At 49.5% G+C, this 24,606-nt stretch carries 27 protein-coding genes; 21 read left to right on the top strand and 6 right to left on the bottom strand.

Going from position 1 to position 24,606, the window contains the following annotated elements; genetic code table 11:
• Nucleotides 1-2 precede the first annotated feature (2 nt).
• From rpsC to L0B52_RS05145, 12 genes are all read left to right on the top strand, one after another.
• A complete protein-coding gene (rpsC, locus tag L0B52_RS05200; RefSeq protein ID WP_235063687.1) occupies nt 3-713 on the top strand; it encodes a 30S ribosomal protein S3 in 711 nt (236 codons plus the stop codon).
• Between the two features lie 9 nt (nt 714-722).
• Complete coding sequence (rplP, locus tag L0B52_RS05195; RefSeq protein WP_235063686.1) at nt 723-1,136, top strand: 50S ribosomal protein L16; 414 nt, start codon at nt 723-725, stop codon at nt 1,134-1,136.
• Nucleotides 1,136-1,330: a 50S ribosomal protein L29 gene (gene rpmC / locus L0B52_RS05190; protein ID WP_235063685.1), complete on the top strand. Its 195-nt coding sequence runs from the start codon at nt 1,136-1,138 to the stop codon at nt 1,328-1,330. Before rplP ends, rpmC begins: the two co-directional genes overlap by 1 nt.
• 2 nt (nt 1,331-1,332) lie before the next feature.
• Complete coding sequence (gene rpsQ / locus L0B52_RS05185) at nt 1,333-1,596, top strand: 30S ribosomal protein S17 (RefSeq protein ID WP_235063684.1); 264 nt, start codon at nt 1,333-1,335, stop codon at nt 1,594-1,596.
• A gap of 14 nt (nt 1,597-1,610) precedes the next feature.
• Nucleotides 1,611-1,979, top strand: coding sequence for a 50S ribosomal protein L14 (rplN, locus tag L0B52_RS05180; RefSeq protein ID WP_235063683.1), 369 nt, complete (start codon nt 1,611-1,613; stop codon nt 1,977-1,979).
• 10 nt (nt 1,980-1,989) lie between these two features.
• Nucleotides 1,990-2,304, top strand: a complete 315-nt coding sequence (rplX, locus tag L0B52_RS05175; RefSeq protein WP_235063682.1) for a 50S ribosomal protein L24 — start codon at nt 1,990-1,992, stop codon at nt 2,302-2,304.
• Nucleotides 2,305-2,312: 8 nt separating this feature from the next.
• A complete protein-coding gene (rplE, locus tag L0B52_RS05170; protein WP_235063681.1) occupies nt 2,313-2,852 on the top strand; it encodes a 50S ribosomal protein L5 in 540 nt (179 codons plus the stop codon).
• Between the two features lie 2 nt (nt 2,853-2,854).
• Nucleotides 2,855-3,163, top strand: a complete 309-nt coding sequence (gene rpsN / locus L0B52_RS05165) for a 30S ribosomal protein S14 (protein ID WP_235063680.1) — start codon at nt 2,855-2,857, stop codon at nt 3,161-3,163.
• A 106-nt stretch (nt 3,164-3,269) separates the two neighbouring features.
• The gene (gene trhA / locus L0B52_RS05160) at nt 3,270-3,908 is read left to right on the top strand and encodes a PAQR family membrane homeostasis protein TrhA (RefSeq protein WP_235063679.1); all 639 of its coding nucleotides are present in this window, start codon (nt 3,270-3,272) and stop codon (nt 3,906-3,908) included.
• A gap of 237 nt (nt 3,909-4,145) precedes the next feature.
• Nucleotides 4,146-5,324, top strand: coding sequence for an efflux RND transporter periplasmic adaptor subunit (locus tag L0B52_RS05155; RefSeq protein WP_235063678.1), 1,179 nt, complete (start codon nt 4,146-4,148; stop codon nt 5,322-5,324).
• A gap of 12 nt (nt 5,325-5,336) precedes the next feature.
• Nucleotides 5,337-8,456 (top strand): efflux RND transporter permease subunit, encoded by a 3,120-nt coding sequence (locus L0B52_RS05150; protein WP_235063677.1) that lies wholly within the window; start codon nt 5,337-5,339, stop codon nt 8,454-8,456.
• Nucleotides 8,453-9,940 carry an efflux transporter outer membrane subunit gene (locus tag L0B52_RS05145; protein ID WP_235063676.1) on the top strand — a complete coding sequence of 496 codons (1,488 nt, stop codon included), beginning with the start codon at nt 8,453-8,455 and terminating at the stop codon, nt 9,938-9,940. Before L0B52_RS05150 ends, L0B52_RS05145 begins: the two co-directional genes overlap by 4 nt.
• Here the strand turns inward: L0B52_RS05145 and L0B52_RS05140 are convergent.
• From L0B52_RS05140 to radC, 3 genes are read right to left on the bottom strand one after another with little or no spacing between them, the layout of a single operon-like run.
• Nucleotides 9,933-11,201 carry a phosphate regulon sensor histidine kinase PhoR gene (locus L0B52_RS05140; protein WP_235063675.1) on the bottom strand — a complete coding sequence of 423 codons (1,269 nt, stop codon included), beginning with the start codon at nt 11,199-11,201 and terminating at the stop codon, nt 9,933-9,935. The genes L0B52_RS05145 and L0B52_RS05140 overlap by 8 nt on opposite strands.
• Nucleotides 11,202-11,208: 7 nt before the next feature.
• Nucleotides 11,209-11,985, bottom strand: a complete 777-nt coding sequence (locus L0B52_RS05135; RefSeq protein ID WP_235063674.1) for a response regulator — start codon at nt 11,983-11,985, stop codon at nt 11,209-11,211.
• Nucleotides 11,986-12,033: 48 nt separating this feature from the next.
• Entirely contained in the window at nt 12,034-12,708 is a 675-nt protein-coding gene (gene radC / locus L0B52_RS05130) for a RadC family protein (protein WP_235063673.1), read from the bottom strand.
• 52 nt (nt 12,709-12,760) lie between these two features.
• Here radC and coaBC point away from each other — a divergent pair, with 52 nt between their 5' ends.
• Genes coaBC through zapE form a run of 6 tightly spaced genes read left to right on the top strand, consistent with a single transcriptional unit; the run spans nt 12,761 to nt 17,907 of the window.
• Nucleotides 12,761-13,936 (top strand): bifunctional phosphopantothenoylcysteine decarboxylase/phosphopantothenate--cysteine ligase CoaBC, encoded by a 1,176-nt coding sequence (gene coaBC, locus L0B52_RS05125; RefSeq protein ID WP_235063672.1) that lies wholly within the window; start codon nt 12,761-12,763, stop codon nt 13,934-13,936.
• A 1-nt stretch (nt 13,937) separates the two neighbouring features.
• A complete protein-coding gene (gene dut, locus L0B52_RS05120) occupies nt 13,938-14,396 on the top strand; it encodes a dUTP diphosphatase (protein WP_235063671.1) in 459 nt (152 codons plus the stop codon).
• Nucleotides 14,396-15,172 (top strand): acetylglutamate kinase, encoded by a 777-nt coding sequence (gene argB, locus L0B52_RS05115; protein ID WP_235063670.1) that lies wholly within the window; start codon nt 14,396-14,398, stop codon nt 15,170-15,172. The genes dut and argB overlap by 1 nt, the downstream gene beginning before the upstream one ends.
• A 10-nt stretch (nt 15,173-15,182) precedes the next feature.
• The gene (locus L0B52_RS05110) at nt 15,183-16,091 is read left to right on the top strand and encodes an HAD-IIA family hydrolase (protein WP_235063669.1); all 909 of its coding nucleotides are present in this window, start codon (nt 15,183-15,185) and stop codon (nt 16,089-16,091) included.
• An 11-nt stretch (nt 16,092-16,102) separates the two neighbouring features.
• Nucleotides 16,103-16,756, top strand: a complete 654-nt coding sequence (locus L0B52_RS05105) for a vancomycin high temperature exclusion protein (RefSeq protein WP_235063668.1) — start codon at nt 16,103-16,105, stop codon at nt 16,754-16,756.
• Between the two features lie 17 nt (nt 16,757-16,773).
• Entirely contained in the window at nt 16,774-17,907 is a 1,134-nt protein-coding gene (gene zapE, locus L0B52_RS05100; RefSeq protein ID WP_235063667.1) for a cell division protein ZapE, read from the top strand.
• An 8-nt stretch (nt 17,908-17,915) separates the two neighbouring features.
• On the opposite strand, the gene L0B52_RS05095 is transcribed toward zapE, so the two are convergent.
• Nucleotides 17,916-18,641 (bottom strand): M48 family metallopeptidase, encoded by a 726-nt coding sequence (locus tag L0B52_RS05095; RefSeq protein ID WP_235063666.1) that lies wholly within the window; start codon nt 18,639-18,641, stop codon nt 17,916-17,918.
• Nucleotides 18,642-18,647: 6 nt separating this feature from the next.
• Complete coding sequence (gene gshA / locus L0B52_RS05090; protein ID WP_235063665.1) at nt 18,648-20,162, bottom strand: glutamate--cysteine ligase; 1,515 nt, start codon at nt 20,160-20,162, stop codon at nt 18,648-18,650.
• Between the two features lie 79 nt (nt 20,163-20,241).
• Here gshA and gshB point away from each other — a divergent pair, with 79 nt between their 5' ends.
• Nucleotides 20,242-21,189, top strand: coding sequence for a glutathione synthase (gshB, locus tag L0B52_RS05085; protein WP_235063664.1), 948 nt, complete (start codon nt 20,242-20,244; stop codon nt 21,187-21,189).
• Between the two features lie 803 nt (nt 21,190-21,992).
• Here the strand turns inward: gshB and L0B52_RS05080 are convergent.
• Nucleotides 21,993-23,246, bottom strand: coding sequence for a sodium:proton antiporter (locus L0B52_RS05080; protein WP_235063663.1), 1,254 nt, complete (start codon nt 23,244-23,246; stop codon nt 21,993-21,995).
• Between the two features lie 224 nt (nt 23,247-23,470).
• Between L0B52_RS05080 and L0B52_RS05070 the strand changes: the two genes are divergently transcribed.
• Nucleotides 23,471-23,932: a pilin gene (locus L0B52_RS05070; protein ID WP_311195327.1), complete on the top strand. Its 462-nt coding sequence runs from the start codon at nt 23,471-23,473 to the stop codon at nt 23,930-23,932.
• Between the two features lie 75 nt (nt 23,933-24,007).
• Complete coding sequence (locus L0B52_RS05060; protein ID WP_409202288.1) at nt 24,008-24,442, top strand: pilin; 435 nt, start codon at nt 24,008-24,010, stop codon at nt 24,440-24,442.
• Nucleotides 24,443-24,606 lie beyond the last annotated feature (164 nt).

Here is a 24,606-nt window from a genome sequence, read left to right as displayed (position 1 = left end):
CAATGGGTCAAAAAGTACATCCAATTGGTTTTCGTTTAGGGATTTCCAAAGACTGGACATCTAAGTGGTATGCAGAAGGCACAGAATATGCCGATTATCTGGAAAATGACCACCAAGTCCGTGAGTTCATCCGTAAAAAACTCGCGCACGCCTCAGTCAGCAAAATCCATATCGAGCGTCCACGCAATGGCGCACAAATCACCATCTTTACCGCTCGTCCGGGTGTGGTGATTGGTAAGAAAGGCGAAGATATTGAAGTATTGAAGAAAGAAGTCAGCAAGCTGATGGGCGTGCCTGCTTCGATCAATATCGAAGAAATCCGTCGTCCTGAGCTTGATGCGTATCTGGTTGCTGAAAATATTGCGCAGCAGTTGGAGCGTCGTGTGATGTTCCGTCGCGCGATGAAGCGTGCGGTTGCCGGCACTATGCGTTTAGGCGCTGCTGGGATCAAGGTCAGCATTGCAGGTCGTTTAAACGGCGCTGAAATTGCCCGTACTGAATGGTATCGCGAAGGCCGTGTGCCACTGCATACCCTGCGTGCGGATATCGACTATGGTTTGGCAGAAGCGCACACCACATATGGCGTTATCGGCATTAAAGTGTGGATTTTCAAAGGCGAGAAACTTGAAGGCATCGAGGCCGATCAAGCGATTAACGAAGCGCCAGAAGACAAGCGTGGCCGTCGTAAGCCTCGTGCGCGTCGCAAGGATTAAGGTGGAATTATGTTACAACCAAAACGAACAAAATTCAGAAAGCAGATGAAAGGCCGCAACCGCGGTCTGGCACAAGCTGGTAATAAGGTCAGCTTTGGCGAGTACGGCTTAAAAGCCACCACTCGCGGTCGTATCACAGCGCGTCAAATTGAAGCGGCGCGTCGTGCGATCAACCGTCACGTTAAGCGTGGTGGTAAAGTGTGGATCCGCATCTTCCCTGATGTACCAGTTACGAACAAACCTTTAGAAGTCCGTCAAGGTAAAGGTAAAGGTAATGTGGAGTATTGGGTCGCTAAGGTACAACCTGGCACCGTGCTTTATGAAATGGAAGGGGTTAGCGAAGAGTTGGCGCGTGAAGCGTTCCGCTTGGCTGCTGCGAAACTTCCGGTACAAACCGTGTTTGAAGAGCGGAAGGTGATGTGATGAGTCTGAAAGATTTACGTGAAAAAGACGTTGACGGCTTGCGCGAAGAATTACTCTCTCTGCGTCAGGCACAAATGAAATTAACCATGCAAAAAGCCAGTGGTCAATTAGAGCAAACCCACCACATCCGTGAGGTGCGTCGTGAGATTGCTCGAGTGAAAACCTTGCTGGCACAACACAATGTGAAGGTGTGACCATGAGTGAACAAAAATCCATTCAACGCGTATTGCAGGGTGTTGTAGCGAGCAATAAGGGTGATAAATCAATCACTGTGCATGTTGTACGTTATGAAAAGCACCCACTCTACGGTAAATATATTCGACGTACGTTGAAATGCCATGCGCACGATGAAAACAACGAGTGCAATATTGGTGATACCGTACGTATCAATCAAAGCCGTCCGATTTCTAAAACCAAGACCTGGCGTCTGGTGGAAATCGTTGAACGTGCAGAAGGTTAAACAGGGGGCCAATAATGATTCAAATGCAATCACGCCTCTCAGTGGCGGACAACAGCGGCGCTCGTGAGCTGCAGTGTATTAAGGTATTAGGCGGTTCGCACCGTCGTTACGCCGGCATCGGTGATGTGGTTAAAGTTTCGGTTAAAGAAGCGATGCCACGTGGCCGTGTGAAAAAAGGTGACGTGTATAATGCGCTTATCGTGCGTACCAAAAAAGGCGTACGTCGTCGCGATGGTTCTGTGTTGCGTTTTGACAGCAATGCAGCGGTACTCTTAAACCAGAAGCTTGAGCCAATTGGTACCCGTGTGTTTGGGCCAATCGCGCGTGAGCTGCGTGGTGAGAAGTTCATGAAGATCATCTCGCTAGCGCCAGAAGTGCTGTAAGGAGCGGAGTATGAAACGTATTAAAAAAGGCGATGAGGTTATCGTAATCGCTGGTAAGAAAGAGGATAAAGGTCAGCGCGGCGTCGTTAAGTCGGTTCGTGGTGATCGTGTGGTGGTTGAAGGTATTAACCAAGTATCAAAACACGTTAAACCAAATCCTCAATTGGGTATTGAAGGCGGCATCATGAAAAAAGAAGCGGCCATTCATATTTCTAACGTCATGTTGTTCAACGCTGCCACCGGTAAAGGTGATCGCGTCGGCTTCAAAATTGAAGACGGCAAGAAAGTGCGTGTGTTCAAGTCTAATGGCGAACAGGTAGATTGAGGTCTGACATGGCAAGATTACAAGAACAGTATCGCAATGAGTTAGCGGCTGAGCTGCAAAAGAAGCTTGGTCTCGCTAATGTTATGGAAGTGCCTAAGCTCGAAAAAATCACCATTAACATGGGTGTGGGCGAGGCTGTTAACGATAAGAAAATCATGGATAACGCTGTGCGTGATCTGAGTCTCATCTCAGGTCAAAAGCCATTGATTACCAAATCGAAGAAGTCGATTGCGGGCTTTAAAATTCGTGATGGTTGGCCAATTGGTTGTAAAGTCACACTGCGTCGTGAGCAAATGTATGAATTCCTTGATCGTTTGATCAATATTTCATTGCCACGTACTCGTGATTTCCGTGGCTTGAGTCCGAAATCTTTCGACGGTCGCGGCAACTATACATTCGGCGTTAAAGAGCACATCATTTTCCCGGAAATTGATTTCGAGAAAACTGATGCAATGCGTGGTATGGATATTACCTTTACCACCACAGCGAAAGACGACGCCGCGGCAAAAGCGCTGCTTGAAGCGTTTGGTTTCCCATTTAGAGGTTAATTATGGCGAAAAGAAGCATGGTCAATCGTGAAGCAAAGCGCCTCAAAACCGTACAAAAGTACGCCGCTAAGCGACACGAACTTAAAGAAATCATCCGCAAGGTTGATACCTATTCTGAAGAAGAACGTCAGGTAGCGCAGGAAAAACTGCAAAAGTTGCCTCGTGATGCCTCTCCAGCACGCTTACAGCGTCGCTGCCGCATCACTGGACGTCCACACGCGGTTTACCGCCGGTTTGGTCTGTCACGGATTAAACTACGCGAACTTGCGATGCGTGGTGAAGTCCCGGGCGTTAAAAAGTCCAGCTGGTAATCCAGTAGAACGTAAAAAGGCAGCCTTTGGGCTGCTTTTTTATTATCTGAATATTTTTATCTTCTTCAGCGCTATCGCTGACAGATTTACAGGCTGAGTGGTAATCATGTATCCCGGTGAACGTTTTAATAGCTGGTCACATTTAATTGGCTCGCTACTGGCCATCATTGCGACGGTAGTGCTGATTGTTCGTGGCGCTCGCTACGGTGATGCCTATCATGTGGTCGCAGCCGCGATCTATGGCTCAAGCCTTATTTTGCTCTACAGTGCCTCAACGTTCTATCACAGCTTGCGCTCACCGCGTGCGAAGCGTTTTTTCAAAAAAATCGATCACTGCGCGATTTATTTATTGATTGCCGGCAGTTATACGCCCTATACGTTGATTACCCTGCGTGGTGCTTGGGGCTGGTCGATCTTTGGCGTGAGTTGGGCGCTGGCATTAATCGGTATCGCCCAGGAATTTATCTTTGCTAAAGGCAATCGTGTGCTGTCTTTGGTGCTCTATTTAACGATGGGTTGGTTGGTGCTTGTCGCCATTATGCCGATTGTTGAAGCGTTAGCGGCACCAGGACTGATTTGGCTGGCAGTGGGTGGCGTGTTTTATACGCTAGGGGTTTATTGGTACGTCAATGATGAAAAGATTCGCCACGGACACGGCATCTGGCATGTGTTTGTGCTTGCAGGCTCAGTTGCGCAATTTATCAGTATTTATGGTTGGGTTATAGGGTACTCAGGGCGTGGCTGATTAAATAAATCGTCACCAATTAATACCCATAGCTGTTGTAAAAATGTATACATACATACATCAATGTATGTATAATTCCACCTTTTTGAGTCGCCTTAATGTCATTTGTGTCCTGTATGATGCGGGGCAAAAGCAAAATTATTCTTTGCATAAGCGTGTCCTCTCGCTACTATAAAGAATTTGCCCATTGTGCACGTCGCGTAAGGTCTGAAAGTTAAACTGATGTGGATTAACGTTATGAATCAAAATCTGTATAAAGCTGGATTGTTGGCGGTTGCGCTCGCTGTCTTGGCTGGTTGTCAACAAGAAAAAGAAGCCGGAGCTGCGGCCGAGGATAGTGCGCAACAACAAGCGCCATCACCAACGGTTGGCGTATTAACCGCTCAGAGCGAGGCGATAACGTTATACGAGAATTTACCGGCGCGTTTAGAGCCTTCGCGTGAAGCAGTGGTTCAAGCGCAAGCCAATGGTGTGGTACAAAAACGCTTATTTAGAGAAGGCAGCAAAGTCAGTGCTGACCAAGCGCTGTATCAAATCGATGACGCAGTGTATCGTGCGGATTTACAAACCGCAAAAGCCAAACGTGAGCAAGCGATCACCGCGCGAGATTTGGCGCGCGCCAATGTGCGCCGTTACGCGCCATTGGTTAAAGCTAAAGCTATTTCTTCGCAGCAGTACGAACAAGCACAAGCTGAAGAACGCACCGCGCAGGCCAATATCAATGCCGCAGAAGCAGCGATTAATCAGGCTGAGATTATGTTGGGTTATACCAAGGTTAAAGCACCGATTAGTGGACAAATTGGCAAAGCGCTGGTCAGCGAAGGCGCCTTGGTTTCAGCGACACAAGCCACACCGCTCGCGGTGATTCAACAAAATGATCCTTTAGAACTCAGCATCTCTCAATCAGCGAATAAGATTTTAGCGCTCAAGAAAGCGTTTGCCAGTGGTGCTTTAGCGCAAACCTCTGGCGAACTTAAAGTCGATATTCTGCTCGAAGACGGCAGTGTGTACGACCATCAAGGCAAGATGCTGTTTGCTGAGCAAACGGTCGACCCAGCCACAGGAGAAGTCATCTTACGCGCTGAAGTACCGAATCCTGATCAGTTATTACTGCCTGGGCTCTATGTGCGAGTAAAAATCCCAACCGCACAGCTCGAAAACGCCTATTTGATTCCGCAACGTGCGGTAACACGTGGCGATAAAGGGGATTCTGTGCTAGTGGTTAATGAGGATAACACCTTTGCCCCGAAGTCTATCGAGATCAATCAAGCCCAAGGGGGTAACTGGATTGTCTCAAACGGTCTAGAGCCAGGTGATAAAGTGATTGTTGATGGGCAAATGGGGTTGCGTGGGGCGAAAACGGTACAAACCACCCCGTGGTCAGCAGAGCAGTTAAGCGAATCGACCGGGCAATAAACAGGAAAGATTATGGCTAAGTTTTTTATTAATCGTCCTATTTTTGCTTGGGTGGTGGCGATTTTCATTATTCTCGCTGGTGCGATCTCGCTTACCCAATTGCCGGTCGAACAATACCCAAGCGTTGGCGCCCCGAAAATCACCGTTAGTACCGTCTATCCTGGGGCGACCGCTGAAGTGCACCAAAATGCGGTACTCACCCTGATTGAACGGGAAATGAATGGTATGGAAGGCCTGGATTATATGGAATCTCAGGTCAATGCCAATGGGACGGGCTCATTGACGCTCACCTTTAAAAGTGGGACTGATTCGGATATGGTGCAGGTCGAGGTGCAAAACCGTATTTCACGAGCGGAACCTCGATTGCCGGAAATCGTGCGTCGCAATGGGGTGGAGGTGAATAAATCACAATCGAATTTCTTACTCTTTGCGATGCTCTATGCCAGCGAAAACTCGCAGCTCAGTATTGATGAGGTTAGCGATTACGCGGTACGCAATATTGAGCCTGAATTGCAACGGGTTGAAGGCGTCGGTAAGGTGCAGGTGTTTGGTTCTGAACGTGCGATGCGTATTTGGCTTGACCCGGATAAGATGCGTAACTATGGCTTGAGCACCGCTGAGATTGCGCAGGCCATCAGTGCACAAAATACGCAAATCCCAGCCGGTAGTATTGGCGACTTACCCGCGCTTGATGGGCAAGGCCTTACTGCTTCATTGATTGTTACCGGACAGCTTACTGACGCCGAGGCGTTTGGTAATATCGTTTTACGCAGTAACGTCAGCGGCGCGACGGTGCGCTTGCATGATGTGGCGCGGGTTGAGTTGGGCAGTCAGCAATATGCCACTTCTGCGCGTTTAAATGGTCAGCCGGCGGTCGGTCTGGGTGTGCAGCTTTCAGGCGATGGGAACGCGGTTTCGGCAGCCGAGGGAATACGCGAAAAAATGCAGGAGCTCGCGCAATATTTCCCTGAAGGGATTAATTGGAAAATCCCTTACGATAGCTCGAAATTCGTCGATATCTCGATTGAGAAAGTTTTTCATACCTTAATCGAGGCGGTGGGTTTGGTGTTCCTCGTGATGTTTTTGTTCTTACAAAATATTCGTTACACCATCATCCCAACCATTGTGGTGCCGATTTCATTGCTTGGTGCGATAGCGCTGATGGTGCCTTTAGGTATGTCTATAAACGTCTTGACGATGTTTGCGATGGTGCTGGTGATCGGGATTGTTGTTGACGATGCGATTGTGGTGGTGGAAAACGTTGAGCGCTTGATGGAAGATGAGAAGCTTAAGCCCCGTGAGGCGGCGCTTAAAGGGATGAGACAGATTTCCAGCGCGGTCATTGGGATTACCGTAGTGCTGATCTCAGTATTCATCCCGATGGCGTTTTTCCCAGGTGCGACTGGTAATATTTATCGCCAATTTGCGCTGGTGATGGCCTCAGCGATTGGTTTTTCAGCCTTTATGGCGCTCTCGCTGACTCCTGCTTTGTGTGCGACGTTCCTGAAGCCGCCTAAAGAGGGCGAGAAAAAAGGCTTTTTTGGCTGGTTTAACCGCAGCGTTAAGCGTACGACCAAATCTTATGAAGGGTTACTCGCGAAACTCATTCGTCGCAGTTATTTTATGATGGCGATTTTCCTCGCTATTGCGGCTGGGGCATTCTTTTTATTCAAACAACTGCCAACCTCGTTTTTACCTTCAGAAGATCAAGGGGCGTTAGTGGTTAGTGTGCAGTTGCCATCAGGGTCAACCCAACAGCAGACCACTGATGTGATGCGTCAAGTCGAAGAAAACATTCTCGCGAATGAAGAAGTCGAAGATATGGTGAGTATTTTGGGCTTTAGCTTCTCCGGTCAGGGGCAAAATATGGGGCTGGCATTTATCAGCTTGACCGATTGGGGGCAACGTAGCGCTGCTGGTCAAAAAGCTGACGCCTTGGTTGGACGGTTAAATGCTCAGGTGGGCAGTATTCGTGAGGCGATGGTCTTTGTGGTTAACCTGCCAGCGCTGCCAGAACTGGGTGGCTCTGGTGGTTTTAATATGCGCCTAGAAGCACGCAACAGCCAAAATCACCAGGCGCTCATCGATGCGCGTAATCAGATGTTGGGTATGGCCGCGCAAAATCCGTTATTGGTGGGGGTTCGACCGAATGGTTTGGAGGATGCACCGCAGCTGGTCATTGATATAGACCGCGATGAAGCAGCAATCCAAGGGGTTTCTTTGGGCGCAATCGCGCAAACGCTATCGACCCATTTGGGCTCGTCGTATGTTAATGATTTTCCGAATAAAGGCCGGATGCAGCGCGTGGTGATGCAGGCTGAAGCCGCTGCACGTATGCAACCAGAAGATGTGCTCGCGCTCAATGTGTCGACCAATAGTGGTGAGCAAGTGGCGCTATCAACTGTGGCGAGTATGCATTGGGAGAACAGCCCGATGCAGCTTACGCGCTATAACGGCTATCCGGCGATGGCAATTACGGGTAGTGCAGCACCAGGTAAGAGTAGCGGTGATGCGATGAAGGCGATAGAAGAGATCGCCGCGCAATTGCCGCCAGGTTTTGCAGTGGAATGGACTGGGCAATCTCTGGAAGAACAACGCGCAGGTGCTCAATCAACGGTTCTTTATGCCTTTTCGATGCTCGCAGTATTCTTGTGTTTAGCGGCGCTCTATGAAAGTTGGTCGGTGCCTTTTGCGGTGCTGCTCGTGATTCCGCTCGGCTTCTTAGGTGTGGCACTGGGGACTTTATTGCGTGGCATGGATAACGATATTTTCTTCCAAGTCGGCTTGATTACCGTGATGGGGCTTTCGGCAAAGAATGCGATTTTGATTATCGAATTTGCTAAAGAAACCCAGGAAGCAGGGCGAAGCCGGGTGGCAGCCGCGCTAACCGCAGCGCATTTGCGTTTCCGTCCGATCATCATGACCTCTATCGCCTTTATTGCCGGGGTTATTCCACTGTTCTTTGCTACTGGGGCAAGTGCGGCAAGCCAACGCGCGATCGGCACAAGCGTGCTTTCAGGCATGGCAATTGGTACACTGTTATCGATCTTTTTAGTGCCGATCTTTTTTGTTGTGGTGCGCCATTTCTTTAAAGGTAAACAACCACCGGCTTCACAGGAGAGCGCCGTATGAAAACCAAACCGCTAATCATCCGCAGTCGTTGGGCAAGTTTGCCTTTAGCGGTCTTTTTAGGCGCGTGTTCGTTTGTCCCACAATATGAGCAACCTCAAGTGCCGCTTGCCCAGCAATGGATCGATGTGGCGCTTGATGAGCAAGCAGCCGATGACCAAGAGATCAGTGAGCTGGGTTGGCGCGATTATTTCCGTGATCCGCGCCTGCAGCGCTTTATCGCCACAGCACTTGAGCATAATCACGACTTGCGTAAAGCCGCGCTCAACACCCAAATCGCCCAAGCACAATACGGCATTACTCATGCCGATGTGTTGCCGAGTTTAGGCGCGCAAGGTGATTACACACGCAGCCGTACAGCGCGTGATTTTAGCCCAGTACGACAGGCGACGATCAGCGAACAGTATCAAGTTGGTTTGGGGATGAGCGCTTTTGAGTTGGATTTCTTTGGGCGCGTTCAGGCGCTGAGCGATGTCGCGTTGAATAAATACCTTGCAACCCATGAAGCGCGCGACGCGGCGCAATTATCTTTGATTGCCGCAGTGGCGAAAACCTATTACCAAGCCCGTATTGCCCAAGCCTCGATGGCGTTATCAGAAAAAGTGATGCAATCGCGCGCTGAAAGCTACCGGCTAGCCAAGCTGCAATTTGACGCAGGGCTGATTTCTGCAATAGCCTTGCACGGGGTGGAAAGCCAGATTGAGGGCGCAAAAGCTGATTATGCGGCGCAAAAACGCAATTTACGCCAAGCGATGAATGGCTTGAGTATGCTGGTAGGCTATCCGGTTTCTGCATTAGAGCTTCCCGAAGCAGCTGGATTAGATGAACAATTCGCTGAGATGGCGATTGCCTCGAACGTTTCTTCGGCTGTGCTCGCTAATCGCCCCGATATCCGTGAAGTGGAATATCAGCTCAAAGCAGCTAATGCCAATATTGGTGCAGCGAAAGCGGCGTTTTTCCCGAGCATTAAACTCACGGGCAATCTGGGTTATGGCAGCACCGAATTAAACCATCTCTTTGATGGTGGCAATCTGCTATGGTCGTTTGCCCCGAGTATCAGCTTGCCGATTTTTGATGGTGGACGACGTGATGCGAACCTAAAAATCAGCGAATTACAGCAACAGGTGTTGATTGAAGATTACCAGCAGACGGTGCAACAGGCGTTCACGGATGTTGCTGATGCGCTGGTTGCGCGCGAAACCTTAGCTGATCAATACGCCGCTCAACAGCGTGGCAGTAAGGCAGTAAGTGAACGGATGCGTTTAGAAAACCTGCGCTTTGAAAACGGGGTGTCGAGCGCGCTCGATATGCTTGATGCACAGCGTGAAAGCTATGCCAGTCGACAAGGACTGCTTGTGACCAAACAGCAAATACTCAATAACCAGGTTGATCTTTATACTGCACTCGGTGGTGGGCTGAAAGAAACCGCTAGCGCACCCGTAGAGGCTTCAAGCACGCCGGGCGCTATGGACGGATTGCTTAAGTAGTTGCCTGACGCAAGCGATTAAGCGGTAGTACGACGCTGAACGTACTGCCAACCCCAGGGGTTGATTGAATCTCCAGTGTGCCGCCGTGTGACTCAGCGCCATGGCGGGCAATCGCAAGCCCTAATCCTGACCCTTTGCTGTGCTCGCGTTGATCATCAACGCGGTAAAACCGCTCGGTGACGCGTGGTAAATGTTCTGGCGCAATCCCGGTGCCGTCATCACGCACCATCAGCACAATATCCACCTCGCTCACTGCCGCAGATAACTCCACAGCGTGACGGCTCTTTGCGTGTAAAAGGGCGTTGATGAGTAGATTGCTCAGCACGGAATAAAGAATATATTGATCAGCGTAAAGCTCAATAGGCTCGACATAAGCGAGTTTAACCCCCACCTCATTGGGAAAGCGTTGCGCCATCGTCTCGACCAAATCGCTGAATAACGCTTCAATATCAACAATTTCTTCATGCAGCAAACCTTGTGCGTTTTCCAGGCGAGCAAGACGCAACATATCATCAATCAGCGTTTTCATGCGACTCGCCTGGCTTTGCATTTCATCGACTGGTTGGCGTAAGTGCTCTGGTAATTCGCCCGAGGCCATCACTTCAAGATAACCATAAATCACCGTCAGTGGCGTTTTAAGCTCATGCGAGGCGTTATCGATAAAGGCTTTACGTTTTTGATTGAGCAGGACAACGTTGGTCACATCGTGGGCGATCAGCAAAATATTGCCTTGTGAGAGCGGTACTCGGCTCATCTCAACGTACACCGCAATGTCGCCAGGTAGGCGTAGGGTGGTGGAGGCGTGTCCGGTTTGATTATGCCAGAAGGCCTCGAACGATTCGCCACGCAATAAGTGATCGATGCGTGTGCCATGGTCCATACGCGGATGCAGGCCTAAAAGCGTTTGTGCGGCGCGGTTGAAATTGAGCAGTCGGCCATTGCTATCGACCACCATGGCCGCATCTGGCACAGCTTCAGCGAGTTCACGAAAGGTTTTGAGCAATTCTTGAAGGCGGCGTTTACGTTTACGCGATTGTTTGCGACGTTTAAGCAGTAAACTCACCGCTTCATCAAGCGGTGAGGTAATATCCGGTGGGTTATTTTTACCGCCTTGACGGACCCAACTAACCAAGAGATTTTGTTGGCGATGTTGCCAAAGAATCACCAGCACTAAGCCGAGCATCATCGTCGGCCATGCAAGGTTAAATAGCCCACCAATCAGTGACGTTAAGCCGACTAAGGTGAGCGGAAACCAAGGCATGAACGAACTAGCGCAACATGGCGAGAGCTACGCCCACGGCAGCGAGCACAGCGATAATTAACAGCACAACCATCAGTGTTTTGGAACGGTTGTTGATTTCGAGCAGGGTTTTGCTCAAATAGTTAATATCATTGCTCTGTCGTTGCGCCACGGTTTCTAAATTAGCGATCTGGCTGCGTTGCTCGAGCATGGCAAGGTTGTTATGATCAACACTGCTACGCAGTTCAGCATAATCTTTAATGCCACTGCGTGGTGTTGCGCCCATGCTGCGGTTTGCCTGCACCAGTTGTTCGGCTTCTTCGGTATCAACGATCGGTGAGGTAACGACCATGGTTTCTGGAAGTGGTGCTTTATACAGACTTTCCTCAGGGATCGCGATATTCTCAGGAACCGGTTGCTCGCTTTTGCGTTGTATTTTACCCAGGCGATCGAGCAATATCTGCAAGTGCGCGGTATCGACAGGTTTGCGCAGGTAGCCGGTTGCGCCTTCATCTTTCGCGCGCTGTTTGGCTTCTTGGCTATGATCGCCGGAATACATAATCACCGGTAAATGGCGCAGGTCTGAGTTTTGGCGAATCTCAGCCAGAGCTTCAAAGCCATCAATATCGGGCATCGAAATATCCATAAACACGACATCAGGCAATTCGTCACGCCACAACCAGTAGCGTGCATCAACCATACACTCAGCCTCTAAAACTTCAATATTGAATTTTTGTAAATGGCGTTTCAGCGTTAAGCGCGCCAACGCCGAATCATCCACAATCAATGCGCTTCTTATCGTCACATTGAGACTCCTCTCATTGAGTGGTTAACATCACAGGGCGCTATCATATCACCAACCACCTTGTTCTCGCATAGAAACTAGTGTATTTCCGGCAACGATAAAATGATCGAGTAAACGCACATCGATCATCGTCAGGCTTTCTTCGATTCTGCGCGTTACTGCTTGATCGCTTGCTGAGGGCTCGAGGCTCTGCGCCGGGTGGTTGTGCACCATAATCACCGCTGCAGCGTGGCTTTGTAGTACGCGACGTAAAATCTCACGTATCGGCACATCAACAGCAGCAACTGAGCCATTGGCTAAATGCGCAAAGCTGAGCAGGCGGTGACCCTGATTAAGCAACAGTATCCCTAAACGTTCTTCCTGTAAGCCTTTGTATTGCAACATCAGAAAGTCGCGCACATCTTGTGGCGAGGTGAAGGTCCACTGTGAATGACTCACTTCAGCATTGGCGTAACGCCGCGCAATTTCCATCACCGCAAGCAGTTCAGCAATTTTTGCCTGACCAAGCCCTTTAATGACGGCTAAATCGTCCTGATCGCTGTTGAGTAAACCAACCAAGCCATTGCGTTCGTTTAAGATGGTGCGCGCGAAGCTCAGCACATCGTGCTCGCGTGTACCGGTGCGAAGTAATAAGGCGAGTAACTCATAATCGGCAAGCGCGGCTGCGCCTAAACGCAGTAAGCGCTCGCGCGGCATATCAGTGTGTATTTGTGCTTTGGTCATTGGCTTAACTTCCCTGTCACGGTACACTATTGATTTTAATTGCCACTTTACCATGAAAAACATCCTCATCGGCATCTGCGGCGGCATTGCCGCGTATAAGAGCATCGAAACCGCGCGTTTGTTGCAAAAACAAGGTTATAAAGTGCGTTTTGTGCTCACTGATGCCGCGCAGGCGTTTGTTAGCCCGATGACTTTGCAAGCAATTTCTGGTGAACCGGTGCGTAGTGCGTTATTTGATCAAGATGCGGAAGCCGCAATGGGCCATATTGAATTGGCGCGCTGGGCGGATGTGTTATTGATCGCGCCAGCAACCGCCAACACACTGGCGAAACTCGCCCATGGGATCGCTGATGATTTGTTAAGTACGCTATATTTGGCCACAGATGCAGAAGTGGTGATAGCGCCGGCGATGAACCGCTTGATGTGGGCACATCCAGCCACACAAGCCAATATCGATGTCTTGAGTGCGCGCGATAATCATCGCTTATTGCCGGTTGGTGAAGGGGAGCAGGCCTGTGGTGAATTTGGCGCAGGGCGTATGCTCGAGCCACAGGAAATCGTTGCGGCCTTCACCTCACCCCAAGATTGGCAGGGACAAAAAGTGGTGATTACCGCTGGCCCAACGCGTGAAGCGATCGATCCAGTGCGTTATCTGACTAACCACAGCTCGGGCAAAATGGGCTATGCACTCGCAGCTGCTGCCGCGCGCCGAGGTGCGGCTGTGACGCTGATCACTGGGCCAACTACGCTAGCCACACCTGCAGGGGTTGAGCGCATCGATGTGGTGAGCGCACAAGACATGCACACAGCCGCGATGAGCGCTGCCGTCAGCGCTGATGTGTTTATCGCCGCTGCGGCAGTCAGCGATTACCGGATTAACGAGCCACACGCACAAAAACATAAAAAAACCGTGCATGGCGCGCTAAGCCTTGAGCTGGTTGAAAACCCAGATATCGTCGCGGATGTGGCGTCCCTGGCGCGTGATAAACGCCCATTTACGATTGGTTTTGCCGCAGAAACCGAACAGCTTCTTGAACACGCACGAGCCAAATTGCGCGCTAAAGGCCTCGATATGATTATCGCCAATGACGTTAGCGAGGGTGTGTTTGGCAGCGATGACAATCGGGTGACGTTATTGAGCGAATCCCAAGAAATTGCCCTGCCACGGCAGAATAAAACCGCGCTGGCAAAATGCTTACTCACTGAAATCCTTAAACAAAAGATCTAATATGCAACAACTCAATTATCGTATCCTCGATCCGCGTGTCGGACAGTCCATCGAATTACCGACTTACGCGACCGATGGTAGCGCAGCGATGGATTTGCGCGCCGTTTTTGACGATAAAACCTGTGTGATTGGCCCTGGTGAAACCGTGTTAATCGGTACAGGGATCGCGATTCATATCGCTGATCCTGGCTACTGCGCGCTGATATTACCGCGCTCTGGCTTAGGGCATAAACACGGCTTGGTTCTCGGTAATCTGGTCGGGTTGATTGATAGCGATTATCAAGGAGAGCTGAAAGTATCACTTTGGAACCGCAGCGATACGCCTTATACCGTAAGCCTTGGTGAGCGGATTGCGCAATTGATGATTACACCAGTATTACGGCCTGCGCTCAACCAGGTCGAGACTTTTTCAGATAGTGAGCGCGGCGAAGGCGGCTTCGGTCATACTGGAGCGCATTAATGAGCGCTACGGTGGTGGTTAAATATGGTGGTAACGCCATGGGTAACGAACAAGCATTAGACAAATTTGCAAGCGCGATTGCCGCGGTACGTGCGGCAGGTTATCGCGTGGTGGTTGTCCATGGTGGTGGTCCGCAGATTTCGTATTGGTTGGAGAAAACCAACCAGCAGAGCCATTTTATCGATGGACAACGCTATACCGACGCCGACGCGCTGGCCGTGGTCGAAATGGCGCTTTGCGGGCAGGTGAACAAAGCGTTGGTGCGTGCACTCGATAAAGCTGGTATCGTAGCAGTCGGGGTGAGCGGCGAAGATGGCGGCTTGCTCAAGGCCACCCAGAACCCTAAACTCGGCGCGGTCGGTGAAATTAATTCAGTAAACCCTAAACTACTCGATGATTTACTGGACTGTGGTTGGACGCCGATTATTGCGCCATTGGCCTGTGATAGCACGCAACAAGCGCTCAATATTAACGCCGATTATAGCGCCGCCCATATTGCAGCAGCCCTTTCTGCCGATGATTTTATTTTGATGACCAATGTCAGCGGTGTGCTCGATAAGCAGGGCGAACGGCTTGCCAGCCTTGATGGCAAAGCGGTGCGTGCACTGATCGATGAAGGCGTGATTTATGGTGGGATGCTGCCAAAGGTTGATTGCGCGTTAACTGCGCTACGTGGTGGTGCGCAACATAGTGCCATTATTGACGGTACCCATCCGGAACTTTTGCTTGATGCCTTGCGCGAACGTGGCAGCGTAGGCACGGTATTTACTCATTAAGGAGACTTGCATGGCTGCTAAACGCTCATTTGTGCATTACCAGGATATCCGCCATCGCTTGCCGCCCTCGCCGTTGTGTCACCATCAGCCTGAGGTGTGCGATGATGTACTCGCCCTCAGTGAGTGCTTTGATACCTTTTTATTTGATGCGTTTGGGGTGCTTAATGTCGGCCAACACGCGATTATTAACGCACCTGCGCAGGTGGCAGAACTTCGTGCGCAGGGAAAGAACCTGTTTATTGTCTCGAATGCGGCCAGTTACGCCAAACAGCATGTGGTGACGAAATTCCGTCGCTTGGGCTTTGATTTTGGCGAACAAGAAATTATTACTAGCCGCGATGCGCTGCTTAACGGCTTACATAATTACCCCGATAATATGCGCTGGGGACTCATAGCTCCACACGACGGGCAAGAAGATTTACACGAGCGCGGCGTAGTCACCATCACTCAAGACGACCCTGATTTTCTAGATTGTGATGGCTTCTTATTCTTATCCAGTCTGTCTTGGGATGACGCGCAACAACAGCATTTTGTCGCTGCGTTGCACGATCGTCCACGCCCCATTTTACTCGGCAACCCCGATTTGATTGCGCCGATGGGTGATCATAGCTCGACAGAGCCCGGGAGTTATGTATTGTGTCTGGAAGATCATTTATTTGACCATGCCAAAGTGTTCGGTAAGCCATTCGCCGAGATTTTTAATATCGTCGCTAAACGCTTAGAGGACCAAGGCAAGCACTTCGATCACGCGCGTACCTTAATGCTTGGTGATACCTTACACACCGACATCCTTGGCGGTAATGCTTATGGGATTGCCACCGCCTTAGTCAGTGGCGAAGGGTTTTTCCGCGGTTTAGATCCGCTGCCTTATATTGAAGAAAGCGGGATTGTGCCGGATTATTTGTTGCCCCGTTTATGAGGAAAATCGCTTTGGCATTTGTTAGTGTATTACTGCTGGTGATACTCACACCGCTGATGGCGTATTGGTGGGTTGGTGCGAGCAGCAGTGCCTACCTTTATGACCGTGTAGAGGATGTGCCAGAGCACGAGGTCGCTGTCATTTTAGGGACCGCCAAAACGCTAGCCGGTGGGCAAATCAATCCCTTTTATAGCGCACGTATTCGTGCGGCCGTCGCGCTTTATCAGGCCGGGAAAAGCGATTATTTTATCGTCAGTGGTGCAAATCACACCGCGTATTACAACGAACCGGCGCAAATGCGTGCTGATTTGATCGCCGCAGGGATTCCGGCTGAGCATATTCAGCCAGACTACGCCGGTTTGCGTACCTTAGATAGCATCCTGCGCGCAGAGCATATTTTTGGCAATACTCGCTATATTATCGTCTCACAAGCATTTCACAACGCGCGAGCGGTATATATTGCGCGGCAAAACGGCCATGATGTGGTCGCTTTTAATGCCGATGATGTTTCTTGGCGATTTGGTTTAAAAACCTATATCCGCGAATTTGGCGCGCGCCTTAAAGCGCTGATTGATTTGCACGTCACGAAGACAAAAGCCAAATATTATGGCGATCCTATTCCTTTTCCACCCACTAAAACATCTGTTGACACGCCAAATGCGTAGCAGCATTGTGAGAGCCCATGAATTTAATTGACCAATATCACACTGTTCTAAAAGAAAAAGGTTACCAGATTGACCCGGCACAATTCGCTGTGATTGATGAAATGCAGCGTATTTACAATGCCATTGAAGCGCTTGATGGGCGTAAAGCCCCGAAACCCGCCGAAAAAAAAGGGCTTTTAGCGCGCTTGTTTTCTAGTGATCAACCAGAAGATACTTGGATTCCTGGCCTGTATTGCTGGGGTGGTGTTGGACGTGGGAAAACGTTTTTAATGGACTTGTTTTACGCGCACCTGCCCACAAACCGTAAACTACGTCGCCATTTTCACCGCTTTATGCTTGAGCTACATGATCAACTAAGCAATGTCGGGCATATTGAAAACCCGATTGAGCGTATTGTCGGGATGATGGGCGAAGATATCGATATTATTTGTTTGGATGAGTTTTTTGTCTCCGATATCACGGATGCGATGTTGTTGAGCAAGGTCTTTAGCGCGATGCGGCAAAATGGCATCACTTTGGTCACCACATCCAATATCCCACCCGATGAACTATATAAAAATGGCTTGCAGCGTGAGCAATTTCTCCCAGCGATAGCCTGGATTCATGACCATCTTCATATACACCATATTGACGATGGCGAGGATCACCGCGATCATTTTATTAAAAAAGCGCATATTTTCCGCACCCCGGATACGCCAGAGCAGCGCGAAGCTTTAGAGGATAATTTGCGGCAAATTTCCGGTGCGATTAGTGAAGAAAAAATGGACAAGTCCGTACGGCATTATTTTCGCGCCGGCAGTCGTGAGATTCCAATTCATTATCGTGATGAGCATGCGATTATCTTTGAGTTTTCGGTGCTTTGTGAGGGCAACTATTCACAAAAAGATTATATCGAGATTGCGCGCCGCTTTCCTTATGTCGGGCTGATTGGGGTGCCGGTAATGGATGAGCTGGCCGAAAATGCCGCACGGCGATTTTTGCTGTTAATCGATGAGTTTTATGATCGTCGCGTGAAGCTGACGCTGACCGCAGAAGCGCCGATGGAAGCCATTTATCAAGGTAAGCGCCTGAGCTTTGAATACCAACGCGTACAAAGTCGTTTGGCCGAAATGCGCAGTCAGGAATATTGGCGTGAAGGGCACCTTCCTTAAACGCCAACTTAAACTGGCAACAGATGCGGCGCGAGGGTGCGTAAATGTTGCCGGTGGTTGCGCCAATCTGGCATCGCTTGATCCATCAGCCCGTAGAACGCTGCGCTGTGGTTGAAGTGTTTTAAATGACATAGCTCATGGATGATCACCTGATCAATACATTCTGGTGGCGCTTTGATCAGATGCTGATTGAGTGTGATATGACCCTTCGCGGCACAATTTCCCCATTGTCTTTTCATACGTCGCACGCGTAATTCTGGTGCTTTATTCACCCAGGGCGTCAGTGGCATGACTGCGTGTAAACGCTCGGCAAAATAGCGTTGCGCCTCATCGCGGTAAAACGCGTTGAGTTGCGCTGCCACCCGTTCGTTATTCGGATTTGGCAGGCGCAGGATGATTACCCGCTCTGAAAACTGGTGTGAGCGGTGAGGTTGTTTGTCAATCACCAGCGGATAAGGAGAGCCTAACAACCAATGTTCGCTGCCGTGATGGTATTGCGGCTTTGCAGCTGCGTGTTTAGCCAATTCACGTTGTTTTGTGACCAGCCAAGCCAGGCGCTCGCCAACAAAACGTTCACGTACGCGCTTGCTCACCTGTGGCGGTGTACTTAAGAGAATCTCACCACAGGGTTTAATAATCAGGCGAAGATTTTTTTGCCGCCGATTACCAATCCGGGTGCGAATGTGGAGCGTTTCACCCTCGTGAATGTAAGTATTTATCGTGCCTTGGCTCATCAAGGATTAGTGCAGTGCTGCCAAAGGATCAAAATACTGCGCGAGAAATGCCTCAAATGAAGGCTCCTCACTTGCTGCTGCCTCGCGCGCTAAAAAGGCCTCACGCGCCTCGGCTGCGGCTTGATCAAGCCGTGTTTGCGCTGCTGGTGAGCAAGGCTCGCTGAGTACTTTATCGTGGGTTTGTGTGAGCGCTTGTGCCCAGTTAATAAACGGCTGGTCTTTTAAATCATGTTGTACCCGTTGCGGTAGGCGCTCGCCTTGCTCTAGTTCGCGCTGTAAGGTGGTAAGCGTTTGTTCGTAGGCATCATCTTTACGCTGCTGATCAAGACGCCTGGCAATCGGGGTCATCGCCTCAAGCAGCTCACGCGTCCAGGCTTTGGCGCAGCGCTCCTGTCCGTGATCGAATAGACGAATGTCGTTAACCCCACAGCAGGCTATGCGCAGACGATTGCTGTTGAGCTCGTTCCAATCAGCATGGGTAAATTCTGCTGCGTCTTCGAGTAGTGCATAAAGCATAAAGATTTCTAAAAAGCGCAATTGCTCGAGCGATACCCCGCAAGGGTCATACGGATTAATATCCAACAAGCGTAGCTCAACATAGCCAATTCCTCGTTCATTGAGTGCATTAGCCGGTAGCTCACCAGTTTTGAGCGGCTCTTTAGGACGCGCTGCGGTGTAATATTCGTTGGCAATTTGCAAGATATGGGTGGAAATTTGCTGATAATTACCGGCGTCGTCTTTGAGACCTAGATATTCAAAATTTGGCGCAGGCGTCATCACGGCGGTGACTAAATCGCGAATATAGTCGTGTAAATCATTAAAGCTCACGGTGAAATTGGCTTTATTTTGATAGCCAAGTTCGCTCATGCGCAGGCTGGTCGCGTTTGCCCAGCCCAGGGTGTGCTCATTAAAGCGGTTTAAGATGCCATGAGCGGGCTGAAAGCTATTGTGCACCGCAGGAGAGGCGCCAAATAAATAACATATCATCCAGCCGTAGCGCTGCAAGTTGCGCAGCATCATCATATAACGTGCATCACGCGCTTTTCGATCGGTAATGCCTAAGGCTTCCCATAATGCCTGCGGTGGCGAATAATTAAAATGCACCCCGGCGATCATCTGCATCGCCATTCCATAGCGGTGGTACAGGCCGATGCGATAGAGGCGTTTTAAGCGTCCGGCGTTGCTTTGCCCAAATTGACCAATTTCAACCGTGCTTAAATCATCCGGCAGAATGCACGGCATGCTCGCCGCCCATAAGCGCTCATTGCCAGTATGTGCGCGGGTGTAGCGGTGTAACTCGAGCAGCTCTTGATAGGCGGCTTCGGCGCTATCGTGAGGGTCGGTGACGAGTTCGAGCAGCGCTTCGGCAAAATCAATCGTAATTTGCGGGTGGGTAAAGCTGTGGCCTAAAGATGGTGGGTGTGGGGTGGTGGCTAAATGAGCCTCGGAATCCACGCGTAGCATTTCACGCTCAATGCCGATAGTGCCGCCATGTAGCGGTAGGTGTTCGATATGAGTCATGGATTGTCCTAATGATAAATGCCGCCATCATAACGCATTTTGCTGTTATGATGCGTTTTTGCCTTGAGGAGGAATGATCATGGCTGATATTGCCATTCTGATGGATGATATCGACGACATTAAAACGTATAAAGACACCACCTTTGCTTTGATGCTTGCCGCACAAGAATTGGGCCATCAAGTGATGATTTTTGGTCAGCGCGATTGGCAGGTGCGTGATGGCGAAGTACAGGCGTATGTACAAAGCGTGGTATTAACCGATGATGTTGATGATTATTACCGCGTACGCAACGAAGAAATGATCGTGCTCAACGAGGTCGATGTGGTGCTGCAGCGCAAAGATCCGCCGTTTAATATGGATTATATCTACGACAGCTATATGCTCGATATCCTCGTGCGCGATGGGGTGCGGGTGGTGAATCCGCCGCAGGCGCTGCGTAACATCAACGAAAAGTTCGTTATCACCCGTCTGCCGCAAGCTACTCCGCCAACGTTGGTGACTAAATCGCGTCGTGAAATTCGCGAATTTGTGCGCGAATTTACCACTGCGGTGGTCAAGCCAATGGACGGTATGGGTGGCGCAGGAATATTCCGTCTTGCCGAGGAAGATACCAACCTCAGTGCAATCCTCGATGCAATCAACCCAGATGGCGAAACCACGCTGATGGTGCAGCAATATTTATCGGAAGTCAGCGCTGGTGATAAGCGTATTTTGATTATCAATGGTGAGGCAGTGGACCATGGTTTGGCGCGACTGCCGGCTAAGGGTGAGTTCCGCGCCAATCTCGCGGCCGGTGGACGCGGTGTGGTACAGGCGCTCAGCGATCGGGATTATTGGTTGGTTGAACAAGTGCGCCCGATTATCAAAGAGCAAGGGTTGTACCTTGTTGGCCTCGATGTGATCGGTGGGTTTATCACGGAAATGAATGTGACCAGCCCAACGTGTCTGCGCGAGATCGAAAACCACACTGGTCAAGAGATCGCTAAGCGCTTTTGGCAAGGATTGGATTTGGGCGAGACTCATTGAGGATTTAGAGAGTCGGGTTTCAAAGGGGGACGTAAATCCAGCTGATAAAAAACGCCAAGAAAATCATAATCAGCCCTGAGTGATTTTCTGGCGCTAAACCCCGAAAGGTTTAAGGTAGACGAGCGCATCCTTGCGCACGGAACCCTTCATATCTTGCTCAATCCATTGTGCAAATGACGTTCGTCCATAAACGATACAAAGAACTCGGGAGTATAGTAAGCAATGAGCATGCCAAACTACCTATCAATTTAATTAAATAAAGTTCATAAAACACACTTTACTGATATCAATTAACTTATTTGGGGATGGATAGGGAAAACTTATTCAAATGAAATAATTGATATATTTATATAATTTTATATATGAGTAGTCAATGGGTTAAATTTTGTGCGCTGTGTACTCATTATGGGCAGTTATCGAGCAATATTAAGCATCATCTCGCCTAACATCATTAAATCTTGTTGCCACATATCACCTGTTTAGCGAGCTTTCGTAGGAGTCTAGGCGCAAGGTGAATCACGCTTGAGTATGCTTTACCCGGGGTTGCCAAAAATTGTCACTTTTTCAATACGTTCAATTCATAAAGAATATGGCTGAGTGATCAGGGGGAAAATCCTTTATGATGTAAGATGTTGCTCGAATAATAAAAAGCATCTTAGCTATAAAATTTGCCTGTCGTGCATCGATTGAACTAACCTGACCATTTTTGTCACTCATCTTTCGTACAGTTCTTTAGCGAGGCTATCAAGACCATTCTCTAGAATGGCCGAACGACAGCCTGAGCAGCGCTAAGGTTAGTTGGCTTACATGCCAGGAAGATCAGGATTAGATAAGCGTTTGGCGAGCGGGCCGATGGTGAGGCCTTGCACGATGATCGAAAAGAGCACAATTGCGTAGGTCATGGTGAGTAAGAGTTCGCGTTCGCCGCCTGCTGGTAGCGAGAGCACGAGAGCGACAGAAATACCGCCGCGCAGACCGGCCCATACTAAAACCTGCCACGAGCGCTCGGGTAAGACCATATCGCGCCGCAAAATGGTCATCACGCTGCTCACGGCGATAAAGCGCGCGAATAGTGCAATTCCAATGCCGAGGGTGGCAGCGAGTAACATATTGCCGTTGACGCTCAAAATCACGATTTCTAAACCGAGCAATACGAACAGTAAAGCGTTTAAGATTTCATCGATCAATTCCCAGAATAGGTCGACGTATTGCTGGGTTTGCGTGCTCATCGCATATTCGCGCCCGTGGTTGCCGAGCATCAACCCTGAGATGACCATGGCCAGTGGGCCTGAGAGATGCCAGTAAGACGCTAAAGAATAGCCGCCGAGTACAAGGGCGAGGGTGATCAACACTTCCTCTTGATAGCTATCGATGCTGCGCATTAGGCGAAATCCTAGCCAGCCAAGCGCAAAACCAAACAGCATACCGCCGCCAGCTTCGACCGTGAATAATTCCAGCGCCTGCCACACACTCGGTAGTTCGCCTAAGCGTAGAATTTCTAATAGCAAGACGAAAAGCACCACGCCGATCCCGTCGTTAAATAACGACTCGCCGGAGATCACGGTTGAGACCGATTGTGGTGCACCAGCGGATTTTAAAATCCCCATCACGGCGATCGGGTCAGTGGGTGAGATGAGCGCACCGAATAAAACGCACCAAATAAAGGCAATCTCAAAGCCTAACCATTGCAGCAGGGCATAGGTGAGGCCAGCGACGATCGCGGTGGAGAGTAACGTGCCGAACACGGCGAGTATGCCAACCCGCCATTTGTGCGCGCGTAGGTCGGTGACTTTTACATGCAGCGCTGCAGCAAAAAGCAACATCGAGAGCATGATATCCATTAGCACATCGGCAAAATCAATATTCGCCAGCAGACGACGCTCATAAACAAGCAGCTCAGCAAAGCCAAGTGAGTTCAAGCCAATCAACAGCAGCGAGATGAGCAAGGCGACGAACATCACCCCGATCGTGGTCGGCAAGCCGATAAAGCGTTTATTGATGTAGGCGAAGCAGGCGGTGATGCATAAGCAAATCACCCCAGTGTAAAAAGCGGTCATAACAATCCATGTGGTGCAGTAAAGGCTAAATTATAGAGAAAATGAGGTGTTGAAGCAGCTAAAGTGTGACAGAATATGTGGCTAATGCGTGTTTGTGACAAATAAAAAATCTTAAGTTGCTGAAAATTAACGACAAAGAAAATGTGGCACATGCAAAGCATTACTCATCTCCGACAGCACAAGCTGTTTTTAAATACGATGTTACTCTCTTAAGGAGAATTTAAATGAAAAAACAAATGCAAAAGGGTTTTACCCTAATCGAACTCATGATTGTGATCGCGATCATTGGTATTTTAGCAGCCATCGCGCTTCCAGCGTATCAAGACTACATTGCTCGCGCACAAGCATCTGAAGCGATGAAAGCAACCACCGGTTTGCAATCTGATATTGGTGTATTTTTAGCGGATCAAGGTAACTTCCCAACAGCATCAGATCTTGTTTCAGGTCAACCTATTTTTGATGCTGCTGCTGAATTAGAGGGTAAATATTTCGGTGCTAGCGGTGTAACAGTAGCAGCGACTACTGGGATGATTACAGTTACCTTTGATGATGGTGCAAATAGTGGTAATACTGTGACATTGACACCAAATCAGAACGCTGCTGGTGGACAAATTGCTAGTTGGACGTGTGCTCCTGGCACGACAAATGGTATCGATGCAAAACGCTTACCATCAAGCTGCCAATAATCCATAAACTCTAGACGGATTAACAAAAAGCCCAGCAACTGCTGGGCTTTTTTACTCAGAGACAAGGATGTTACGATGTCATGCATGAAAGAACAAGGCTTCACCTTGATTGAACTGATGATTGTGATTGCAATTATCGGTATCTTGGCGGCGATTGCCTTACCGGCGTATCAAGATTATGTCGCGCGAGCACAAGCTAGCGAAGCGTTGATCGTTACCAGTGGTTTGCGCAATGATATTGCCGTGTATTGGGGGGAGAACCGTGTATTCCCACCAGCTGGACATGCGCTCGCCAGTAGTGCAACAGCCCTCGATGGTAAATATTTTGATCCAGGTAATATTAGTGTGGGCACCAGTGGTGTGGTGACTGTAGCATTTAATTCAGGTGCGAATGCTGGGAAAACGGTAGTGATGACGCCGGAAGCTAATGCAGGTAATGGACAATTAATTACCTGGCGTTGTAATGGTGGTAGCATTGAAGCGCAGCGTTTACCACAAACTTGCCAATAATCTGCCATAATTTACCATTATCGGTTGTGATCTCGATTATTTCCCTCTATGCTCAGCCCTTAATTGATTATTAAAGGACGATATTTTTGCATCGGATCAAAACAGGGCTGGGCTGCTTTGCGCTACTCTGCGTATTGGTATTCCCGTTTACTTTCACGCATCAT

The organism is Suttonella sp. R2A3, from assembly GCF_021513215.1.
GTDB lineage: Bacteria > Pseudomonadota > Gammaproteobacteria > Cardiobacteriales > Cardiobacteriaceae > JAHUUI01.
The sequence above is the reverse complement of the archived record's forward strand: the minus strand, read 5'-3'. Positions and strand labels throughout refer to the sequence as shown.

What these genes read in the sequence shown, in the direction of transcription:
- rpsC (WP_235063687.1), top strand. Translation starts at nt 3, where the DNA reads ATGGGTCAAAAAGTACATCCAATTGGTTTTCGTTTAGGGATTTCCAAA.
- rplP (WP_235063686.1), top strand. Translation starts at nt 723, where the DNA reads ATGTTACAACCAAAACGAACAAAATTCAGAAAGCAGATGAAAGGCCGC.
- rpmC (WP_235063685.1), top strand. Translation starts at nt 1,136, where the DNA reads ATGAGTCTGAAAGATTTACGTGAAAAAGACGTTGACGGCTTGCGCGAA.
- rpsQ (WP_235063684.1), top strand. Translation starts at nt 1,333, where the DNA reads ATGAGTGAACAAAAATCCATTCAACGCGTATTGCAGGGTGTTGTAGCG.
- rplN (WP_235063683.1), top strand. Translation starts at nt 1,611, where the DNA reads ATGATTCAAATGCAATCACGCCTCTCAGTGGCGGACAACAGCGGCGCT.
- rplX (WP_235063682.1), top strand. Translation starts at nt 1,990, where the DNA reads ATGAAACGTATTAAAAAAGGCGATGAGGTTATCGTAATCGCTGGTAAG.
- rplE (WP_235063681.1), top strand. Translation starts at nt 2,313, where the DNA reads ATGGCAAGATTACAAGAACAGTATCGCAATGAGTTAGCGGCTGAGCTG.
- rpsN (WP_235063680.1), top strand. Translation starts at nt 2,855, where the DNA reads ATGGCGAAAAGAAGCATGGTCAATCGTGAAGCAAAGCGCCTCAAAACC.
- trhA (WP_235063679.1), top strand. Translation starts at nt 3,270, where the DNA reads ATGTATCCCGGTGAACGTTTTAATAGCTGGTCACATTTAATTGGCTCG.
- L0B52_RS05155 (WP_235063678.1), top strand. Translation starts at nt 4,146, where the DNA reads ATGAATCAAAATCTGTATAAAGCTGGATTGTTGGCGGTTGCGCTCGCT.
- L0B52_RS05150 (WP_235063677.1), top strand. Translation starts at nt 5,337, where the DNA reads ATGGCTAAGTTTTTTATTAATCGTCCTATTTTTGCTTGGGTGGTGGCG.
- L0B52_RS05145 (WP_235063676.1), top strand. Translation starts at nt 8,453, where the DNA reads ATGAAAACCAAACCGCTAATCATCCGCAGTCGTTGGGCAAGTTTGCCT.
- L0B52_RS05140 (WP_235063675.1), bottom strand. Translation starts at nt 11,201, where the DNA reads ATGCCTTGGTTTCCGCTCACCTTAGTCGGCTTAACGTCACTGATTGGT.
- radC (WP_235063673.1), bottom strand. Translation starts at nt 12,708, where the DNA reads ATGACCAAAGCACAAATACACACTGATATGCCGCGCGAGCGCTTACTG.
- coaBC (WP_235063672.1), top strand. Translation starts at nt 12,761, where the DNA reads ATGAAAAACATCCTCATCGGCATCTGCGGCGGCATTGCCGCGTATAAG.
- dut (WP_235063671.1), top strand. Translation starts at nt 13,938, where the DNA reads ATGCAACAACTCAATTATCGTATCCTCGATCCGCGTGTCGGACAGTCC.
- argB (WP_235063670.1), top strand. Translation starts at nt 14,396, where the DNA reads ATGAGCGCTACGGTGGTGGTTAAATATGGTGGTAACGCCATGGGTAAC.
- L0B52_RS05110 (WP_235063669.1), top strand. Translation starts at nt 15,183, where the DNA reads ATGGCTGCTAAACGCTCATTTGTGCATTACCAGGATATCCGCCATCGC.
- zapE (WP_235063667.1), top strand. Translation starts at nt 16,774, where the DNA reads ATGAATTTAATTGACCAATATCACACTGTTCTAAAAGAAAAAGGTTAC.
- L0B52_RS05095 (WP_235063666.1), bottom strand. Translation starts at nt 18,641, where the DNA reads ATGAGCCAAGGCACGATAAATACTTACATTCACGAGGGTGAAACGCTC.
- gshA (WP_235063665.1), bottom strand. Translation starts at nt 20,162, where the DNA reads ATGACTCATATCGAACACCTACCGCTACATGGCGGCACTATCGGCATT.
- gshB (WP_235063664.1), top strand. Translation starts at nt 20,242, where the DNA reads ATGGCTGATATTGCCATTCTGATGGATGATATCGACGACATTAAAACG.
- L0B52_RS05080 (WP_235063663.1), bottom strand. Translation starts at nt 23,246, where the DNA reads ATGACCGCTTTTTACACTGGGGTGATTTGCTTATGCATCACCGCCTGC.
- L0B52_RS05070 (WP_311195327.1), top strand. Translation starts at nt 23,471, where the DNA reads ATGAAAAAACAAATGCAAAAGGGTTTTACCCTAATCGAACTCATGATT.
- L0B52_RS05060 (WP_409202288.1), top strand. Translation starts at nt 24,008, where the DNA reads ATGTCATGCATGAAAGAACAAGGCTTCACCTTGATTGAACTGATGATT.